The sequence below is a fragment of the Enterovibrio sp. FF113 genome, assembly GCF_041439165.1.
GTDB lineage: Bacteria > Pseudomonadota > Gammaproteobacteria > Enterobacterales > Vibrionaceae > Enterovibrio > Enterovibrio norvegicus_A.
This window is the reverse complement of record NZ_JBGONO010000008.1, coordinates 103,060-121,438: the sequence shown is the minus strand read 5'-3', so window position 1 is coordinate 121,438 and position 18,379 is coordinate 103,060. Positions and strand designations below refer to the sequence as shown.

Sequence of the window (18,379 nt, the reverse complement as noted above, 5' to 3'; positions counted from 1 at the left end):
TAACCATGACGAACACAGCATCAACAACATTACCACTGGCCGATATTCAGCTTCAGATCGCCCCCGGGATCTGGCCGCTGGCATGGGGCTGGTGGGCATTGATCGCAGCACTTTTGGCAGCCACATTACTTGCCATCTTTTTGCTGCGTCAACGTACTCAAAGCTTACAAGCGCGAAATGAAGCGCTCAATCAGCTAACTCAAGCCAATTCACTGGCTGCCATCAATGCATTGTTAAAGCGCGCGGCACTGAGCTATTTCGACCGCGATTTGGTTGCGGGACTGACTGGCTCAGCGTGGCTAGCATTTCTCGACAGCCAACTGCCTGCCATCAAACAAGGCTTTGTCGCCCAAGACGAGCTTTGGCAGAAAGGGATATTTGCCAACGTCGCACTGTCAGACGCCGAGCTGAATTCCTGTAAAGCATTAGCAGAAACGTGGTTAAAACAAGCATTGCCGCCCAACAGCAAACCCATAGACAGCAACGCTACCAAGGAGGCAAACCATGTTTGAGTTTGTCTGGTGGTGGGCGTTTATTTTACTGCCGTTACCCTTGCTGGTATACAAATTCGCCAAGCCCGTGCCAACCCCAGCGGCTATCCACTTGCCCCGCATTCCAAAAGGCTTGGGTGGTAAACAACAACGCAGCCGTTTACGACAGCTGCTGATGGCGCTGCTGTGGGTGAGCGTAGTGCTCGCCGCTGCCCGTCCGATTTGGTATGGCGACCCTATTCAGATCCAGCCAGAACACAGAGACATGATGCTGGCCGTCGATTTGTCAGGCTCCATGGCGATGGAAGACATGGTGATGACCAATGGCAGCACCACCGATCGCTTATCTGCCGTCAAAGATGTGCTGGCGGATTTCATCACAAAACGCGAAGGCGATCGCGTGGGCTTGGTGCTATTTGCCGATCACGGCTATCTGCAAACGCCGCTCACACTGGATCGCAACACCGTGGCGCAACAGCTTGAACGCGCCGTTCTCGGGCTGATCGGTGAAAGCACCGCCATTGGTGAAGGGCTAGGTGTTGCCACCAAAACCTTTATTGATAGCAAAGCCCCGCAGCGCGTGATCATCTTACTCAGTGACGGTGCGAATACGGCAGGTGTTATCGACCCATTAGAAGCGGCAGAGCTTGCCAAAGAAAACGACGTGACCATTTATACCATTGGCGTCGGTGCAGACAGCATGCTGCAACGCAGCTTGTTTGGCACAAGACGGGTTAACCCTTCGCAAGATTTGGACGAAAGAACCCTGACCAACATCGCCAAAATGACCGGTGGGGAATACTTCCGCGCTCGGGACAGAAAAGAGCTTGAAACCATTTACCAACTCATCGACCAGCTAGAGCCGATCTCAACCGTTCAGCAAACATGGCGGCCACGAGACGAGCTTTTCCGCTTCCCGCTTGGATTCGCGCTGGCGTTGTCTGTCGTCATCGTTGTTTTAAGGAGACGTCATGGCTGATTTTACCTTTATGCACCCCACATGGCTGTTGGCCTTATTGCCACTCGCCGTGCTTCTTCCTTGGGTTCAAGGAAAGGCGCAAAAATCGGGCTTGATCGCACCGCATCTCACCGCGTTACTTTCGAGCAACCAAACAGCTAACCGCAAACCCAAGCGTTGGCCTGTTGCTGTGCTTGCTAGCGCATGGCTAATGTCAGTGATTGCCTTGGCTGGACCAAGCTGGCAGAAAACTGAATTACCTGCGGTTAACCTTGCAGGCGCACGCGTGTTGGTGATGGACATGTCCCGGTCTATGTACGCCACAGACATTGCGCCCAACCGCCTTGCACAAGCGCGATTCAAAGCGCTCGACATGTTACCGGGCTGGAAAGAAGGCAGCACAGGCTTGGTGACGTATGCGGGCGATGGTTATATCGTCAGCCCGTTAACCGAAGATGCCGCAACCCTAAAAACCCTGATCCCGAATTTGTCTCCCGCCATTATGCCAATCCCCGGTAGCAACGCCGCTGCAGGGATAAACCAAGCGATGGATTTGTTGAAACAAGCTGGGTTTGCGCAAGGAGACATCGTGTTAATCACCGATGGATTGAGCAATAGCGAGTCCAACGCCGCGCTTAACGTGCTGGGGGGCAGCGATTATCGCGTCTCTGTTTTGGCGGTCGGCACACAACAAGGTGCGCCAATCAAACTGCCAGACGGCAAATTGCTGGAACAAAATGGCATGCCAGTGATAGCGAAACTTAACCTTAATACCTTGGCGTCTATCACCCAGAAAACAGGCGGCATGCTCCAACAGTGGCAGCCGACCAACCGAGACGTGAATAACCTCGTCGCGTTTACCGCCAAGCCGCTCGACGGCAACGCCGATGGGAAGAGTAAAACCATTGAAGAACGCATCAACGATGGTTTCTGGCTGCTCCTGCCTATCATGTTACTCGCGCTGTTTGGTTTTCGAAAAGGCGTGGTATTAGCCGCCCTGATTGTTGTCATGCCGATTAACCCAGCTTCAGCTGCGGCTTTTAAGACCGACGATCAACAAGCCTACGAGCAGTTTGAATCGGGCAACTATCAAGATGCGGCGAGCGCTTTTGAATCGCCTTCATGGAAAGGAATAGCGCAGTACAAAGCCAAAGATTATCAGGGCGCGATAGAGACCTTGTCGCAATTGGACGATCCAGTTTCTCAATACAACCTCGGCAATGCGTACGCCCAGGCTGGCGATTTAGAGGCTGCTCAGAAAACCTATGAATCTTTGCTGGCGAAAACGCCGGATAACGCCGATGCCAAGCACAATCTGGATGTGGTGAAAAAAGCCCTCGAACAGCAGAAACAGCAACAACAAGAACAGAAAGATCAGCAAAGCAACGACCAACAGCAGGGTGAGGGTGACGAGTCACAGGACAAGTCTCAAAGCCAGCAAGGCAGTCAAGATCAGTCATCGCAGGATCAACAAGGCGATCAGCAACAGCAAAATCCGTCTAAGCAAGAGGGCTCTGGGCAAGAGAGTTCTGAGCAAGAACGTTCGGGCCAAGAAAGCGCAGATCAACAACAAGAGCAATCCTCTGAACAGAGTCAGCCGCAAAGCGCCGACGCCAACAAGCAAGACGGTGCCGAGCAGCAGAGCGAAGCCAAATCTGAGCAAGAGCAAACCAAAGAACAAGACGGACAGCAGAATGAACAAGGTCAGGATGGCGAACAAAATCAGGACGGAGAACAAGGCGAACAGCCAGCGGCAATGGCCTCTGAATCCGGTGAGCCTGCCAACGACAGCGATGCCCTGACCGCCAGCAATCCGGTACTTAAAAAGCTCGAGCAAGTGCAGGATGATACCGCCGCCTTGCTTCGCGCTCAGTTAATCCTTCAGGCGAGGCAAAAAGAGATGCCGCAGCCTACTGAAAATTCATGGTGAACAAAGAATGAACGATCAGAGATTTTCGCTGATGTCACTGTCACAACAGGCCAAAGCCGCCCTGCTAATCGTTGCGATGGTGATGGCGTCTCTACCCAGCGTGGCATTTGCGGCAACCGCCGAAGCCACGGTGTCCAAAAACGTGGTCGCGCTGGGTGACGCATTACAACTGACCATTTCTGTCGATGAAAGCGTGAGTAATGACGCTCTGGATCTCTCGCCACTCGACAAAGATTTCATCTATGGCAGACCGAGCGTCAGCAGCAACACGTCTTACATCAATGGCACATTAACGCGCAGCACCATATGGCGCGTGGCAATCGCAGGCAAACAGGTCGGCAGTTACACGGTTCCAATGTTAACCATTGATGGCATGAGCACTGATCCCATCACCATCAAGGTAGAAGAAGCAGGTCAGGCGACAGCACAAGCTGATACGCAAGCGGTGGACGTGATCGCCACACTTGATCGCCACGATGGCTATGTTGGCGAAACCTTCAACTATCGCGTTCGCTTGATGATCGGCACACGGTTAGATTCCCCTGCCCTGCAAGCGCCGTTCGGTGAAGGCTTTGACGTCACGCAAGTGGGCGAAGATGTGCAAGCCGAGGCCGTGGTGAAAGGTCGTCGATATGTAGTGATCAGTCGTCAATATCAAATCACCCCGACTCAAGCCGGCGAACTCACGATTGAAGGCGCGGTATTCAGTGGCACTGAAGTCAAAGGGAATAGCTGGGGCGCATCGCTGGGGGTACCTCTCAGCCGTCAAGCCAACGGCTTAACCCTGAACATTGAAAACAAACCCGTGGATTTCCAAGGCTTGTGGCTACCAACGCCAAGCCTTGAACTAACTCAAAGCTGGCAACCGGACACGCTAAGTCAACGACTCAGCACCGAGGTGGGTGAGCCGATTAACCGCGTGATCACCCTGAAAATCAAAAACATTGCCCAAAGCGCCATGCCAAATCTCAATCTGGATTATCCCACCAGCGTGAATGTGTATTCTGACAAACCGGAGTACAGCGAGGACGGTGATTACACCGTGATGACCGTGAAACAAGTCATTATTCCTCGTCAGGAAGGGAAAATCACACTGCCGGCTCTGTCGATTAATTGGTTTAATACAAAAGATAAACAACAACAGACTAGCGAGATCGAAGGTCTTTCCTTAACTGTAACGCCGGGAGAAAACACGCCTGATGTTCAGCCCGAGCTATCCGATACAAGCACGAATCAAACACCGTCTTCGCCTTTACAAACCAGTGATACTAAGGTGATCACGCAAGCGGGTTATTGGCCGTGGGCGACAGGTTTCTTTGCCACTTTATGGATCGGCACATTGGGCTTATATTTACGCAGACCAAAGGCTAACCGAGCCTCAACGGCAGAAACGCAGACGTCAAAATCGCCTCACGCTGACAATGTCCTGCTGATGCTGAAAACCGCGGTTAGTGCCAATGATGCCGTCGCGGTTGCGACTCACTATCGCAACTGGCAAACCGGTCATCTACCGCACGATTTACGCGAGAAAATTGGTGCAGAGATTAACGCCATGATGGAAAGCCGATACAGTTCGCACGCCCAAGGTTGGCGCAATAACGAATTGCTTGCGCTGCTCAAACAAGCAGAGAAAGTGAAGCGCCACAAAACCAAAGGCCAATCACTCAGCGAGCTAACCCCTTAGGCTCAGTGAAGCGTTAACAGCCTAGAAACGACAGCATAGATAAACAAAAAAACCGGAGGTCGCCTTCCGGTTTTTTTGTGAATTTAAGGTAGGTGCAGACATCAACGATGCCAGCTAGCTGTATCTATTGCAGTGCCATAAGAACATACTAAAGCTAGTTATGTGATTGCTCGACGATTGAAACAATATACCCGAGCATTACCTAACAAGGTCCTCAGGCAGGCACAAGCTTGCTTTTGGCTTAAGAAGTTACCTCTAAGGAAAGCATCATGAGCAAAGGACAAAACAGCAAAAAGAACCAAAAGAAAAAGCCCCTTCTCACCGCAAAAGAAAAGAAAGCTGAGAAGGTATCCAAGAAAGCTATCACAAACGTTTTCAGTAAATAAGGTTAAGCAGGCCATCGATGTCATTTGATGGCCTCTGTGTGTGCAAGGGCACTGGCTTGTTAGAACGGAATCCACGAACTTAAACATTTAGCGCGATGACCGTTGTAGTTTTGGCGATTTCTCTCTGCTGCGTAGCCACTGTGAAAGCTGAACATAGCTGGAATCGCCAATAGACTGGCCAACCACAAGATCAATTCATTCACGGAATAGAAAAGGCAAAAAAACAGTGATGTGATGCTGATAATGAATACGCCCACATCACACCACATCAGGACTTTCTTGTTCTTCACAAACCCCTCCCAGTCATAGACATACCAATCCATTGAAAACTGGTCACATTGTGGACAAACGCCACTTTGGGGAAGGGTCTTGGTGATCTCTTGGCAATTGGGGCAGCGGGCTTTCATCGTAACCTTTTATTTCACATCAGTAAGTTGCATCAGAGACACAACACGCCTTGATGATTTTGTTACGTGAACACTACTCATTGAAGTCTTTACGCATAGGCTGACCACGGTTTTGATCAGCGTCAGCTGATTTATACCAACCATTTTTTAGATAGAATCTCTCAGCCTGAAAATTACCCGGAATATAGCGCAGCATGGCGCCAACACATTGGTCTTCAATCAGTTTATCTACAACATAGCTATGGATGACTTGGCCCAAGCCCTTACCCCTATAAGCAGGCGCAAGATAAAACAAATTCACGTAGCCAGCTCTCTGGTTATCCGATGTTTCTATTCCGGATTTAAACTCAAGCTGGCCGATAATTTTCTTCTCATGCCATATGTGGAAAAAACCGTCTGGGCTTTCTTCTGACAATGAATAGAACCACCGAATCGCATCGTCCTCCGAGAACCCTTTATCAGAACCGTGGCTGATAAACCACGCATCCCTTCGGAAGGTGACACAGGTACTCAAATCACGCTCTAGGTTTACAGGAATAAATACTATATCCATTGTTAACTCTTCATTGAAACGACATTGATATGTGGTTAGTCCACACTGGGTTGCACTAAAAGGCATTCACCAAACAGCCAGTTAGTACTCAATTCCATTTTTTATCATCGTAACATTTTGCCTAAAAAGCAGTTTTTGAAGTGTCCCGTTTTGAGAGTGAGTAAATATCTCTGAATGTTTCTTCACAGCTCAGGTGGAAAGAATCAGTGCTGCTGGTCATAAGAACGCTGCGGCAAAACGATGGCTCTCATCCCACCAAACTACTGGCACTGATGTAACCATTTCATACGGATTGTTGCGCCCTTGTTACCCCTTAATATTTGAATACAATTCGAGGTAGATCCTCACGTAAACCTCCTATCGTATAAACCCATATATTGATATAGATCAATACATGACACCTTTGCAGACAGTCAGAGCGTCGACTTCACCCGATCACAACTCGCGTTTTTATTTGTACGTGTTCGCACGATACCCCCATTTTCGAGTTGTTCATGATTGAGGTGCCAAAATGTTAGAAACCCTTATGTTGTCGCGGATACAGTTCGCGGCGAACATCAGCTTCCATATCCTTTTCCCGACGATCACCATTGCGTTGGGCTGGATGCTGGTGTTCTTCAAACTCCGTTTTAACCGAACGCAAGATTCAGTCTGGCTGGATCTCTATTACTTTTGGGTAAAGGTGTTCGCGTTAACCTTCGCGCTGGGCGTGGTGTCTGGCATTACCATGAGTTTCCAATTTGGCACCAACTGGCCGGGCTTTATGGAACGCGTGGGCAATGTCGCGGGCCCGTTGCTGGGTTATGAAGTCATGACCGCGTTCTTCATGGAAGCCACCTTCCTTGGTGTCATGTTGTTTGGTCGTGGCAGAGTGGCGGATTGGGTACATACGCTCGCAACAATATTGGTGGCGGTGGGCACAAGCCTCTCGGCATTTTGGATCTTGGTGCTCAACAGCTGGATGCACACGCCCGCGGGTTATGAACTGATTGACGGCATTGTTCACGTTACCAGTTGGAAAGAGGTGATATTGAACCCGTCACTGCCGTATCGACTGGCACACACCTTGTTGGCATCTGGCCTAACTGCCAGTTTCTTGATTGCAGGTATTAGCGCCTATCAATACCTTAAAAAGCCCGATTATCGCGTGGCAAAAACAGGGCTGAAAGTCTCGATACTTGCCGCAGCAGGACTCATTCCGGTGCAGATTTTTGTCGGTGACTTACATGGTTTGAACACCCTTGAGCATCAACCCGAGAAAATCGCCGCAATGGAAGGAGTGTGGGAAACCCAAAATGGCGCGCCGCTTCTGCTGTTTGCGATCCCTGATGAAGATACTCGTAGCAATGCGCTGGAAATTGGTATCCCAAAGTTGGCGAGCCTGATCCTCACCCATGACTTACATGGTGAATTGGTTGGCTTAAATGATTTTGAAGATCACCCGCCTGTGTCACCGCTGTTCTATGGTTTTCGCATCATGGTTGGTATGGGTGTGCTGATGCTTTTGGTCGCCAGCTATGGCGCAGTTAGGATCATTCGTAAGCGCGAATTGCCAAAGCCATATCTATACGGGCTAGTGGCGATGACCTTCTCCGGCTGGATAGCCACTTTGGCTGGCTGGTATGTGACGGAAATTGGTCGTCAGCCTTGGTTGGTGAACGGTGTGCTACGCACTTCAGAGGCTGTCACCACTGTGCCAAGTGGCCATGTCATGATTTCACTGACGATGTATTTGGTGGTCTATGTGGTGTTGCTGGTGGCCTATATTCGCACCTTGTTCTACTTGGCGAGAAAGGCCATCCATGCCGAGCATAACACGCCGACTCCATCCACTCAGGAGGCAATCGTATGATGGATTACTTGCCGGAAATCTACTTGCTGCTATTGGGTTTTTCTGCCTTCATGTACGCCATTCTTGATGGCTACGATCTTGGTGTGGGTATCTTATTGCCCGCTAATCACCAAGCGCAGCGCGACAGAATGATTGCCTCTATTGGCCCGTTCTGGGATGCCAATGAAACCTGGTTGGTACTGGCGATTGGCATCTTGCTGATTGCATTTCCGCCTGCGCACAGCTTGATCCTGACAGAGCTTTATCTGCCTACCGCCGTCATGCTGGTTGCCCTTATCATGCGAGGCGTCGCATTTGATTTTCGCGCCAAAGCGAAAGCCGAGCGCAAAGACACGTGGGATCGCTGTTTTAAAGCTGGCTCGCTGATAGCGTCATTGTCGCAAGGCTACATGATGGGTCGCTACATAATGGGCTTTGAGTCGTCACCGTCTGCATACAGTTTCGCTCTATTAAGTGCGCTATGTGTCACCGCGGCATATGTCTATATTGGCGGGGCATGGCTGGTGCTAAAAACCGAAGGGGAATTGCAAATTCGCGCTGCGAGATGGTCTCGTCGTGCGGGTTGGCTGGCGGCGATTGGCATTGCTTCAGTGAGCATTGTGAACCCTATTGTTAACGAGCAAGTCGCCGATCGATGGTTCAGCTTCCCTGAAATGCTGTTGCTCGCCCCTGTACCATTGGTCGTGATGTCCATCATTTATCTGGTTGACCACTATCTGCGTCAAGTCCCGATGAAAGATGATTTGGGTGCAAGATGGCCTTTCTTCGGCGTAAGCATGATCTTTGCGCTCAGTTTCTTAGGGTTGGCCTATAGCTTCTTCCCGTATGTGGTGCCGGGTATCATGACGGCACAGGATGCCGCTAGCTCTCCCGCCACACTGAAGATTGTCGGTGTCGGCGCAGCGTTCGTCATGCCCATGATCTTACTTTATACCTTTGTGGTTTATCGAATATTCAGAGGGAAGGCAACAGAGCTTAGCTATCAGTAGGTTCTGGCATCAATAGAGCCAATTAACCGTTGATTTAGTTGGAAATAGATAAGAGAAAGGCGCACCGATTGGGGTGCGCCTTTGTGTTTGGATGTTGGCATTTATTTACTTAACAATATTATTTTCTTGAGCATATTGCGCGTAAAGAATGTCCGCAAAGTCGCTTTCTGAAATCTCTTCAAGGACCAAATCTCTCACCGCATCAGCTAATTTGTCATTGTCACTGGTCAGTTCAAAGTCATTCAATGACAAATACTCAAGGGCAACGATTAAACCCGTTCTTTTGTTTGCGTCAGGTAAGGCGTGAGCGACAGCTATGCTAGCAGTGTATTTTGCTGCTATATCAAAGATGTCATCCAAACCATCATAAACAATAGCATTGTCTATTCTCCCCAGAGCACCTTGTAACTTAGGTATATCAACAGAACCCTGCATACCCGGCTCTGTCGCTAATATGAACATATTTATTTCTACAACGCGCTCGAAAGGAAAACAGATAATATCCATTACATATCAGCTAATTTTTCAAACGTTTTACGATGCGTTCTCAAAGCCAACTTAGTTTCAGATTTTACAATTTGCTGCCCATGAACACCTGAAAGATCGAGTTTTTTAGTGGCTTTAATCTTTGGCCTCTCAATAGCACCTACACCATATGATTCGATTTTTTTGTTCATATTTATTACCTCAAAAAACCTAACACTCAAAGTATACTACCAAAAGAAAAAGCAAGTCGAATATGAGAAATACGGCTGACTCTTAAAAGACGTAGCGCCCCCATTACCACATCAAATCGTCAGGGATTTTGAAGTCTGCATATGGGTCATCTTCGTCAATCTCTTGCTCGTTAACAGTGTTGTTAACGATGATCGTCTCTTCGTCTCGTTGGCTAATTTTGTCTGCCACCACGCCGGGTACAATGGAGTAGCCATCAAGGTAGCGTGCAATCGCCAAACGGCCATTTACCAACTGAGCTTGGATGTCTCTATTGACGTAAAGTTTTTTCACCAACGTACCATCGGTGAAGTTGTAACCAATGTCGCCATCTCTACGGTCAATTTTGTTCATTTCGACAAGCTGTTTCACCTGTGCGGCAATCGCTTTCTTCTCAGCTTCAATCTGCTTCTGACGATTAAGCTCTTGGTCTTGTGCGATTTGCGCTGAGCGATTTTCTTCAACAGCGGCTTTAGCTTCTTTCGCCAAGGTACGGGATTTTTTAGACGTCTTCCCGGCTTTCTTCATTGCCTTTTTGTCGATAAGACCAGCTTTCAGCATCTGTTCTTGTAGTGTTAGTTTTGCCATTTTGACTCCGCCACGGGCACAGTATTATTAGTGATGGTTTTAAAAACGAGTATGCCCCGATGATACCATCGCTCACGCCACTTAAAAGAGCGAATAATCAAAGGTGGCTCATCTAAACTCACCATTACGCGTTTGCCAATCTCCCATTTTCGACTTCTCCCCGCCCACATAACGAAAAAGCCTCGGTATTTACCGAGGCCAATGCTTGTTTAAGCACAGAAATATTGACCGCTATTACGGCTGTTGACGTGTCGCCGTTAGCACTATTTCACGTACACATACATTCTGTGGCTGGTTGTATGCGTAGGTCACTGCGTTAGCGATGTCATCCGCCGCTAGAATGCCGCCCATGTCTTCTTTCCAGCTTTCGTAGCCAGCTTTTATTTCATCGCTCGTCGTGTGAGACAAGAGTTCGGTTTCTACCGCGCCAGGAGCGATGGTGATAACACGAACGTTTGCGGCTGCCACTTCTTCACGTACATTTTCAGAGATGGCATGAACTGCGAACTTGGTGCCGCAGTACGCTGCGTGGTTCGGGAATGTTTTACGGCCAGCGACGGAACTGATGTTAATGATGGTGCCACTATTACGCGCAATCATTGGTGCAAGGACGGCTTGCATGCCATTCATCAAACCGACCACGTTCACGTTGAACATGGTTTGCCATTCAGCAGCATCTTGGGTTGCCATGTCGCCCAGCAACATCACACCCGCGTTGTTAACCAGCAGATCGGCTTCGCCGTAAATGGCTTGTGCAGCAGCAACGGCATCATCGAAAGAGGCTTTGTCTGTCACATCCACTTGCTTACACAGGGTGTTTGGTAAGTTCAATGCTTCAAGGCGCTCTACACGACGTGCAAGCAGCAACAGTGGATGACCTTGCGCTGAGAATTGTTTTGCGATGGCTTCACCAATGCCTGAACTTGCACCTGTGATAACAACTAACTTTTTCATGCTCTACCTCGATCGGATTGTTTGTTTTTGTTATTGGGTGTTTCTTATTGAGGCTGCATTCTAAATAAGTCATGATTGTTGATATATATATCACAATAAAACTCAGTGTTACCTTATGAGCACCAATAGAGATCCATTGAACGACAATCTGCACGACATTCGTGCCTTCGTGGCCATTGCCGAATCAGGCAGTTTTTCAAAAGCGGCTGACAAACTCGGGGCTTCACGCGCGCATATGTCACGTCAGCTTAGTCAGCTTGAATCCCGTCTAGGCGTGCAACTCATTATTCGTACGACTCGATCTCAACGATTAACCACAGCAGGCGAAGCATTCTTTACACGTTGCCAAGCAGCACTGATGCAAATTGATGATGCGATCGCTCACGCAAGTGATGATGCCGATCAGATGAAAGGCGCTATCGCGGTGAATTGTGTTGGTGGGATCATTGGAGAATCGCTGATTGGCGACGCTATTCATCAGTTCTGCGCGGCCCACCGCGATATCCATGTTGAACTCGATTTCAGCTCAGAGCGTGTTGATCTGATCCAATCACGGTTTGATCTCGTCCTGCGCATGGGCACACTGCCGGACTCTCTGTTAATTGGCCGTGAAATGGGGAACATAAGAATTGGTACATATGCATCGCCTCGTTATTTGGCACTAAGCGGAAAACCGACACACCCACGCGACCTGCAACAACACGATTGCCTAACTGGCTCTGTGACGAAGTGGAAATACGTGAGTACCAATTCGCCAGTGCAGCACGTCGAGGTAGATGTCACCGGTAATTTACAATGTAAAAATGGACATGTGCTATTAAACGCGGCCTTACAAGGTAACGGGATATGTCGCTTGCCCGATTTGTACTGCAATGAGGCTGTCGCGGAAGGGAAATTAGAAACGGTGTTTACGGATTGGCAAGTTGATAAAGTGCCCCTTTATCTTCTCTATCACAAAGACCGCCACCAGCCTGCAAGGCTTAAAGCCCTGATCTCACATTTGATGGTAACTGTGCCACCGCAACTGCGTGCGAGCACATAAAAAACCACGCCACTCGATTAGCGCTTGGCGTGGTTTTTTGTGCAGTTTGGTGTTTACGCGGGTTCGATAGCTTCTTCTGTCACTTTTTGATTTGCCGCCAATGTTGCCGCTAAACTTGCCGCTTTTTTGGCTTTGCGTGCTTTGTGTTTCTCGCGCCCTGCCAACCAAATCAATGGCACCACGATCAAGGTCGTACCCACGATCATGATCATGTCGGGCACTTCGCCAAACAGCACCAAACCTACACCCACCGCACAGACTAAGCCGCTGTATTCCGCACTGGCGATTTTGTTGCTTTCCGCCGCGCGATACGCAATCACACAGGTGGCGGCATAGACCAAGATGAATGCGGTCGAACCGGCCGCGCGCCAGAATAGATCCAAGCTAAATGGCATGCCTTCATACAAAGCCAGCGCAAACGCGATGGGAATACCAATCAGGTTATGCAGCATCAAGGTCTGAGACACCGTTTGCTCACGTGGGATTTTAGGGATCAACAAGTTGTTGACCGCCAGCGTCACCGCCACAATCAGCGCAGAGGACGCCCCCCAATCAAGTTCTGTCGGACGCACCAAAATGAGCACGCCGATAAACCCAACCACCGCAGCAATAATTGACGGCGCGGACAATTTCTCTCGCAAAAAAATTGCAGCCAATGGCAACATGATCAGTGGTGCCGCATAGAAAATGGCGTTCGCGGTTGCCAGCGGCATGGTCGTCAGCGCAATCACTGAAAAGAACACGCCAAGTAGCCATATATGGGCACGCAATGCATGCCATTTTAAGCCTTTTTTCAGGTTTTTTACGGGCGCCGTCAAACAGAAAGGAAGCAAAATGAGAACGGCAGACACCTGACGAAATAGGGCAAACTGGAAGATGGCCCCATCTGGTCCACCCTCCATGGTTTTCACAAGCGCGTCGGAAAACGTCGCGCTGAGATTGCCAAGAACCAACAATGTCATGGCCAACCCAACAGAAATAGTACGCACGATAAAGGCTCCGGTTCGTGATGGAGGATCAAACATTGATCACAAAAACACATACTAGCGCCGCTTTAGCATGACGTATAATGATGAAAATTCTTCTTTCATGAGTTATTTAGATAATGAAGTTTCCACCACTACGTGCCGTACAATATTTTGAGGTGGTTGCCCGTCTAAATAGCTTCTCTAAAGCGGCTGAACGCTTGAGCGTGACACAAAGCGCGGTGAGTCATCAGATCCGCTTATTGGAAGATTTTTTGGGTGAATCTTTGTTTGATCGCCAAGGTCGTTTACTGCAACTCACTGCTGTCGGTCAGCGCTATTACGATGACGTTGCTGACCCATTGCAAGCCATCGCTCGCGCCAGCCATCAAGTCAGAGAAGGCGTGTCTGGCCAACTTCGACTAGCCGTATTCAGCTCACTGGCGGTGAAATGGCTGATGCCGCAATTATCTGATTTTCGACAAAAACACCCTGAAATCGACCTCGCACTGGAAATGTTTGCCGACCACCCTCACCTCTCTGATAAGCTGGCAGACTGCTTTATTATCGATTTCGAGCCAGGGCGAAACTACCAGTACGATTTGCTTTACAAAGAATATTTATACCCCGTCTGTAGCCACAAAATTTGGCAACAAATCAAAGACAAGCCGTTGCCAGAAGCACTATGGGATTACCCATTATTATCTGTCACTTCATTAATGGAAAACGACTGGGCGCAGTGGTGTAAGTTGGGCGGATTTTCATTGCCAAAAAGCGTAAAAATTCATTCGTTCAGCCACATGCTGCTTGCGACCGAGGCGGCGCGCTATGAACATGGTATTACCTTTTTAAATTACTATTTCATGAACGAAATAGACCGCGAGCAGCTGGTGCGGATCCCCATGCATGAAATGCCCACCGGTGACAGCCTGTACTTTGTGTATAAAAAGCACCGCGCGCGTCAACCTGAAATTCTGCAACTCGGTCGCTGGTTGCAGCAAATTTCCTCCCAAGATGACGTGAATACCTAAACTCAACCACATCCAACAGCCTCAATATTCACCGCTTTTTACTTAACCTGTCTATTTCCTTGCCCCCTTGTTCTGATGGCGTGTTGAAACACGCGTTTACGTGAATTACGTCTAAACTCAAATGTGAGCCAAGGCTAATTTTTGAATCATGTTTCTTATTGTTAATAAAAGATAAGGCAAGGAATGAAGCAATCCATGTTGAATCAACATCACTCAAGTCCGCAATTTACGCTGCGAGGCACGGTAATTAACGGAATGTTGCTTTTCTGTTTTATCTCTTCTTATGGTCTAGCCGCAGAAAGTAATACGACGACAAACCAAACTGAATATGGTTACTCTGACCTATATGGCGAGCTAACTCCGACACAAGTCTATTCCTTGGTCAAAAACATTGATTCAATGGTGATGCACTATGCCTATCGATACAAACCCAAGATCTCAAGCTCTTTGCCACGAAATGTTATCCCGGTAAAAAACTACCGGCCAGAGCAAGTCTTTCTTGCATTGGCAAAATTGGGCGACGATATCGATCTGTTTGCTAAACAAGTGGGCACACCCGTTATCAAGCGTGTGAAACGACAAGGAAGCGAAGCCATTCCCGCAGAAGTCTTTTTGTTAGCGGGTGCCTGTTTAGATTCGTTGTCAACGATCCTCGCAACACTTGAACCACATAACAGTTTTGGTGACTTTTACTCTCATCGTCATTATGAGCGCACCAGAACCCCCTCCGATGTCTACGCCCTTGTCGACTTGATCCACAGAAAACTGACAGTGTTGGTCGGTGAACAGAGCAAACTGGATGAGTGAACAATCAATGAATTATAAACACTTTCGCTACACGATTGGAAAGCGCCTCGCATTAGGCTTTGGTTTGGTCCTCGCCATTTTGGTTGCTGCTGTCACCTTATCCAGCACTCGGCTAACGGACGTTCAACATGTTGAACAAGAGCTCGTCGGATCGACATTTTCGGCCTCCTTGGCGAGCCATCAACTCGTTGCAGAGGTGAATAAATCACTGGCCATCTTGCGTGGGTACTTGGTTTTGGGAAACCCTGAATTCAAGGAGGAACGCCAAGCAGTATGGGAAAGCATAGATAAACAATTAAAAGTGCTTGATTCGGAAATCGAAAGCGAACATCAACAAATGAATGGCTACAAAGAGAAGCTCGCCACGTTGACAGAAAGTCTAAGACAATATCGCGCAGCACAAGATGACGCGGAACGCATTGCCCACACGGTTGACGAACAACCGGCCATGAAAATCTACGCCCAGCAAGGCGAACCGATTGTTGTAGAGCTGATTGACTCGATTAATCGCCTAACTTCGATTGAACGAGGATTACCTGCAACGCCAAAAAGAAAAGAATTGCTCGGGCTGTTCGCCGAGTCCAGTGCTTCATTTTCTCTCGGTCTCGCCTCTATTCAATCCTATTTACTCAGTGGTGACCCAGCCTTTAAATCGACGTTTTCACAACAGTGGACCACAAATACGATCCTCTTCGATACACTCGAAGAACATAAGCACCTGCTAACACGTGAACAAGTGCGATATTACAATGACTATGCTGGTTATCGAGACCAGTTTTCACCCGTCGTAATGCAACTGTTTGCGGTACGAGATTCCGACCAATGGAACATGTCGCAATACCTATTGGGAACCAAGGCCTCCCCGCTTGCCACCCTATCTCTCGTGCTCATCGGCGAAATTGTAGAACTACAAAACGAGGCGTTAAAAAATGAGGTAGAAAAACTCAACTCGCTCAATAAAGAGATTGGAACGGTTCTCAAGCTAACGGGATTTTTTGGTATTATTTTAGGCATATTGGTAGCGTTTTTAATTACGCGATCAGTCACTTCTCCGTTGATCCGTATGACAAAAAGCCTCAAGACCGTATCAAGATGCGGGGATTACTCTCTTCGGCTGGACGTCAAAGGAAACGATGAAATTAGCCAGTCCTCTGAGGCATTTAATTCACTCATGACCGCCACACAAAGTGCCTTGAGTGAAATCAATACCGTGATGGCGAAGATTTCTGAAGGTGATCTTAGCATTCGAATCCAAGGCGATTATCGCGGCGATCTGCTTTCAATCAAAGAAGCAACAAACCGCTCCTTAAACAACGCCGAACTTGCAGAACATGCTAAACGAGAAGCCGAAGAAGCATCAAAAGACATTGCTGAAGAGAATGCGCAGGTCCGTCAGGCACTAGATTGCGTATCAAATAACATCATGCTGGCCAACAGCAGCAATCAAATCATCTATCTCAATGATGCCGCTAAAAATATGCTCATCGATGCCCAGGATGATTTTGGTAAAGAGATAAAGAACTTTAATCCGTCAAAAATTATCGGTGAACATATTGATGTATTCCATCGCGTCCCCTCCAAGCAGCAGAACATTCTTGCGAAACTAACCACGCCATTCAGGAGTGAATTTTTTGTTGGCGATAGAGTCATGTCAATCAATGCGATGCCCATGATTGGTTTAGCCGGTGATCGTATTGGTACTGTGATTGAGTGGAAAGATCGCACCGCCGAAGTCGCCATTGAGCGCGAAATCGCAGAGGTGATTTCGGGCGCCACCCGAGGAGATTTTAGTGGCCGCATCGAAATGGCTGGAAAAGAGGGCTTTTTCTACAACTTGGCGGAAGGTCTCAACGCACTGACAGAGAACGTCGAACTTTCGTTGGCTGACATGCAGCACATTCTCGCTGCCATGGCAAAAGGTGACCTCACTCAGCGCATGCAGAGATCCTACAGCGGCCGACTTGCTCAGCTCAAAAAAGACACCAACCAGACCATCGATAAACTCACGGAGGTTATCCAAAGCATTCGTGACACCGCCTCTACAGTTTCTATCTCCTCGCGCGAGATAGTTGCTGGCAATCAGGATTTAAGCATGCGGACTGAATTGCAGGCCTCTTCTTTGCAGTCAACCGCGGCGAGCATGGAGCAAATGACAGGCACGGTGAAACAAAGTGCCGAGAATGCCTTTTCCACCAAAATGGTGAGCATGAAAGCACGGGCTAAGGCGCGAGAAGGTGGCAATGCGGTTTCAAGAACGATTGCCGCCATGGATGAAATTAGAGATGCAAGCAACGAAATTGCTGAGATCATCGGCGTGATTGATGAAATCGCCTTCCAGACTAATTTATTGGCACTCAATGCAGCGGTTGAGGCGGCAAGAGCCGGTGAACAAGGACGCGGTTTTGCGGTGGTTGCAGGGGAGGTTCGTAACCTGGCACAGCGTTCCGCCAGTGCCGCGAAGGAGATAAAAGAGCTGATTGAAGCGAGTAAAAAGAAAGTCGCCACTGGCTCAGATTTAGTGAGTGAATCTGGAAAAACACTGACGGAAATCGTTTCAATGGTCGAGGATGTTGGCAGTAAAATGGAAGAGATTTCAGATGCGGCGCAAGAACAAAGCGTCGGCATTGAGCAAGTCAATTTGTCCATCACCAAAATGGACAATATGACGCAGCAAAATGCCTCCTTAGTAGAGGAAGCTACCACCGCCAGTGAAGGCATGTGGAATCTTTCTCAGGACATGACTGAAATGGTGGCGTTCTTTAATCTGCCAGAAAACGAAATGCCAACACGCAAAAACAACACCGCCCTCTCTGGCGGCAGCGCTGACCACCTGATCTTCGATGAAGATGAAGGCGACACGGTTTGTATTGACGGCGATAATCAAAGGGAAGAAGTCGAAGAAGACAATAACGGTGAAGACGACGAATAATAGGCGTAGCTAGCCTATCAAGTCTTCACGGAGGGTGTTTCAATACCTCAGCCTTGTCATCAAGCAAACAAAAAGCGGGCTTTCGCCCGCTTCTTTATT

Annotated in this window: 17 protein-coding genes; 10 read left to right on the top strand and 7 right to left on the bottom strand. The window is 48.5% G+C overall.

Annotation, left to right across the window (positions count from 1 at the left end; all coding sequences use genetic code 11):
• The first annotated feature begins 5 nt into the window (after positions 1-5).
• From ACED36_RS08345 to ACED36_RS08330, 4 genes are read left to right on the top strand one after another with little or no spacing between them, the layout of a single operon-like run.
• Positions 6-512 (top strand): DUF4381 domain-containing protein, encoded by a 507-nt coding sequence (locus tag ACED36_RS08345; protein WP_371733089.1) that lies wholly within the window; start codon positions 6-8, stop codon positions 510-512.
• Positions 505-1,470 (top strand): VWA domain-containing protein, encoded by a 966-nt coding sequence (locus ACED36_RS08340; RefSeq protein ID WP_017007087.1) that lies wholly within the window; start codon positions 505-507, stop codon positions 1,468-1,470. The genes ACED36_RS08345 and ACED36_RS08340 overlap by 8 nt, the downstream gene beginning before the upstream one ends.
• Positions 1,463-3,379, top strand: coding sequence for a VWA domain-containing protein (locus ACED36_RS08335; protein WP_371733088.1), 1,917 nt, complete (start codon positions 1,463-1,465; stop codon positions 3,377-3,379). The genes ACED36_RS08340 and ACED36_RS08335 overlap by 8 nt, the downstream gene beginning before the upstream one ends.
• A 7-nt stretch (positions 3,380-3,386) precedes the next feature.
• Positions 3,387-5,063: a BatD family protein gene (locus tag ACED36_RS08330; RefSeq protein WP_371733087.1), complete on the top strand. Its 1,677-nt coding sequence runs from the start codon at positions 3,387-3,389 to the stop codon at positions 5,061-5,063.
• Between the two features lie 445 nt (positions 5,064-5,508).
• Here the strand turns inward: ACED36_RS08330 and ACED36_RS08325 are convergent, their stop codons facing one another.
• Positions 5,509-5,739, bottom strand: a complete 231-nt coding sequence (locus ACED36_RS08325) for a hypothetical protein (RefSeq protein ID WP_371733086.1) — start codon at positions 5,737-5,739, stop codon at positions 5,509-5,511.
• A 190-nt stretch (positions 5,740-5,929) separates the two neighbouring features.
• Positions 5,930-6,409: a GNAT family N-acetyltransferase gene (locus tag ACED36_RS08320; protein ID WP_017003087.1), complete on the bottom strand. Its 480-nt coding sequence runs from the start codon at positions 6,407-6,409 to the stop codon at positions 5,930-5,932.
• Between the two features lie 511 nt (positions 6,410-6,920).
• Between ACED36_RS08320 and ACED36_RS08315 the strand changes: the two genes are divergently transcribed.
• Both ACED36_RS08315 and cydB read left to right on the top strand, forming a co-directional pair.
• Positions 6,921-8,261, top strand: a complete 1,341-nt coding sequence (locus tag ACED36_RS08315; protein ID WP_017003086.1) for a cytochrome ubiquinol oxidase subunit I — start codon at positions 6,921-6,923, stop codon at positions 8,259-8,261.
• A complete protein-coding gene (gene cydB / locus ACED36_RS08310; protein WP_017003085.1) occupies positions 8,258-9,250 on the top strand; it encodes a cytochrome d ubiquinol oxidase subunit II in 993 nt (330 codons plus the stop codon). The genes ACED36_RS08315 and cydB overlap by 4 nt, the downstream gene beginning before the upstream one ends.
• Positions 9,251-9,355: 105 nt before the next feature.
• On the opposite strand, the gene ACED36_RS08305 is transcribed toward cydB, so the two are convergent.
• The 4 genes from ACED36_RS08305 to ACED36_RS08290 all read right to left on the bottom strand — a co-directional run bounded on the left by ACED36_RS08305 (position 9,356) and on the right by ACED36_RS08290 (position 11,506).
• Positions 9,356-9,757, bottom strand: coding sequence for a type II toxin-antitoxin system death-on-curing family toxin (locus ACED36_RS08305; protein WP_016959951.1), 402 nt, complete (start codon positions 9,755-9,757; stop codon positions 9,356-9,358).
• Complete coding sequence (locus ACED36_RS08300) at positions 9,757-9,927, bottom strand: hypothetical protein (RefSeq protein WP_016959950.1); 171 nt, start codon at positions 9,925-9,927, stop codon at positions 9,757-9,759. Before ACED36_RS08300 ends, ACED36_RS08305 begins: the two co-directional genes overlap by 1 nt.
• A gap of 103 nt (positions 9,928-10,030) precedes the next feature.
• Positions 10,031-10,552 (bottom strand): DUF2058 domain-containing protein, encoded by a 522-nt coding sequence (locus ACED36_RS08295; protein WP_017003084.1) that lies wholly within the window; start codon positions 10,550-10,552, stop codon positions 10,031-10,033.
• A 234-nt stretch (positions 10,553-10,786) separates the two neighbouring features.
• Positions 10,787-11,506 carry an SDR family oxidoreductase gene (locus ACED36_RS08290; protein ID WP_017003083.1) on the bottom strand — a complete coding sequence of 240 codons (720 nt, stop codon included), beginning with the start codon at positions 11,504-11,506 and terminating at the stop codon, positions 10,787-10,789.
• A 115-nt stretch (positions 11,507-11,621) separates the two neighbouring features.
• On the opposite strand from ACED36_RS08290, the gene ACED36_RS08285 reads away from it, so the two are divergent.
• Positions 11,622-12,548 carry a LysR family transcriptional regulator gene (locus ACED36_RS08285; RefSeq protein WP_017006458.1) on the top strand — a complete coding sequence of 309 codons (927 nt, stop codon included), beginning with the start codon at positions 11,622-11,624 and terminating at the stop codon, positions 12,546-12,548.
• 53 nt (positions 12,549-12,601) lie between these two features.
• On the opposite strand, the gene ACED36_RS08280 is transcribed toward ACED36_RS08285, so the two are convergent.
• Complete coding sequence (locus ACED36_RS08280; RefSeq protein WP_371733085.1) at positions 12,602-13,537, bottom strand: DMT family transporter; 936 nt, start codon at positions 13,535-13,537, stop codon at positions 12,602-12,604.
• A gap of 116 nt (positions 13,538-13,653) precedes the next feature.
• Here ACED36_RS08280 and ACED36_RS08275 point away from each other — a divergent pair, with 116 nt between their 5' ends.
• From ACED36_RS08275 to ACED36_RS08265, 3 genes are all read left to right on the top strand, one after another.
• Positions 13,654-14,544 carry a LysR substrate-binding domain-containing protein gene (locus ACED36_RS08275; RefSeq protein WP_017003081.1) on the top strand — a complete coding sequence of 297 codons (891 nt, stop codon included), beginning with the start codon at positions 13,654-13,656 and terminating at the stop codon, positions 14,542-14,544.
• A 195-nt stretch (positions 14,545-14,739) separates the two neighbouring features.
• Positions 14,740-15,351, top strand: a complete 612-nt coding sequence (locus tag ACED36_RS08270) for a hypothetical protein (RefSeq protein WP_016959944.1) — start codon at positions 14,740-14,742, stop codon at positions 15,349-15,351.
• A gap of 7 nt (positions 15,352-15,358) precedes the next feature.
• The gene (locus ACED36_RS08265; protein ID WP_241819097.1) at positions 15,359-18,280 is read left to right on the top strand and encodes a methyl-accepting chemotaxis protein; all 2,922 of its coding nucleotides are present in this window, start codon (positions 15,359-15,361) and stop codon (positions 18,278-18,280) included.
• Positions 18,281-18,379 lie beyond the last annotated feature (99 nt).

Coding starts and splice junctions, on each gene's coding strand:
- ACED36_RS08275 (WP_017003081.1), top strand. CDS start 13,654: ATGAAGTTTCCACCACTACGTGCCGTACAATATTTTGAGGTGGTTGCC.
- ACED36_RS08340 (WP_017007087.1), top strand. CDS start 505: ATGTTTGAGTTTGTCTGGTGGTGGGCGTTTATTTTACTGCCGTTACCC.
- ACED36_RS08335 (WP_371733088.1), top strand. CDS start 1,463: ATGGCTGATTTTACCTTTATGCACCCCACATGGCTGTTGGCCTTATTG.
- ACED36_RS08285 (WP_017006458.1), top strand. CDS start 11,622: ATGAGCACCAATAGAGATCCATTGAACGACAATCTGCACGACATTCGT.
- ACED36_RS08315 (WP_017003086.1), top strand. CDS start 6,921: ATGTTAGAAACCCTTATGTTGTCGCGGATACAGTTCGCGGCGAACATC.
- ACED36_RS08265 (WP_241819097.1), top strand. CDS start 15,359: ATGAATTATAAACACTTTCGCTACACGATTGGAAAGCGCCTCGCATTA.
- ACED36_RS08270 (WP_016959944.1), top strand. CDS start 14,740: ATGTTGAATCAACATCACTCAAGTCCGCAATTTACGCTGCGAGGCACG.
- ACED36_RS08345 (WP_371733089.1), top strand. CDS start 6: ATGACGAACACAGCATCAACAACATTACCACTGGCCGATATTCAGCTT.
- ACED36_RS08305 (WP_016959951.1), bottom strand. CDS start 9,757: ATGGATATTATCTGTTTTCCTTTCGAGCGCGTTGTAGAAATAAATATG.
- ACED36_RS08330 (WP_371733087.1), top strand. CDS start 3,387: ATGAACGATCAGAGATTTTCGCTGATGTCACTGTCACAACAGGCCAAA.
- ACED36_RS08295 (WP_017003084.1), bottom strand. CDS start 10,552: ATGGCAAAACTAACACTACAAGAACAGATGCTGAAAGCTGGTCTTATC.
- ACED36_RS08290 (WP_017003083.1), bottom strand. CDS start 11,506: ATGAAAAAGTTAGTTGTTATCACAGGTGCAAGTTCAGGCATTGGTGAA.
- ACED36_RS08320 (WP_017003087.1), bottom strand. CDS start 6,409: ATGGATATAGTATTTATTCCTGTAAACCTAGAGCGTGATTTGAGTACC.
- cydB (WP_017003085.1), top strand. CDS start 8,258: ATGATGGATTACTTGCCGGAAATCTACTTGCTGCTATTGGGTTTTTCT.
- ACED36_RS08300 (WP_016959950.1), bottom strand. CDS start 9,927: ATGAACAAAAAAATCGAATCATATGGTGTAGGTGCTATTGAGAGGCCA.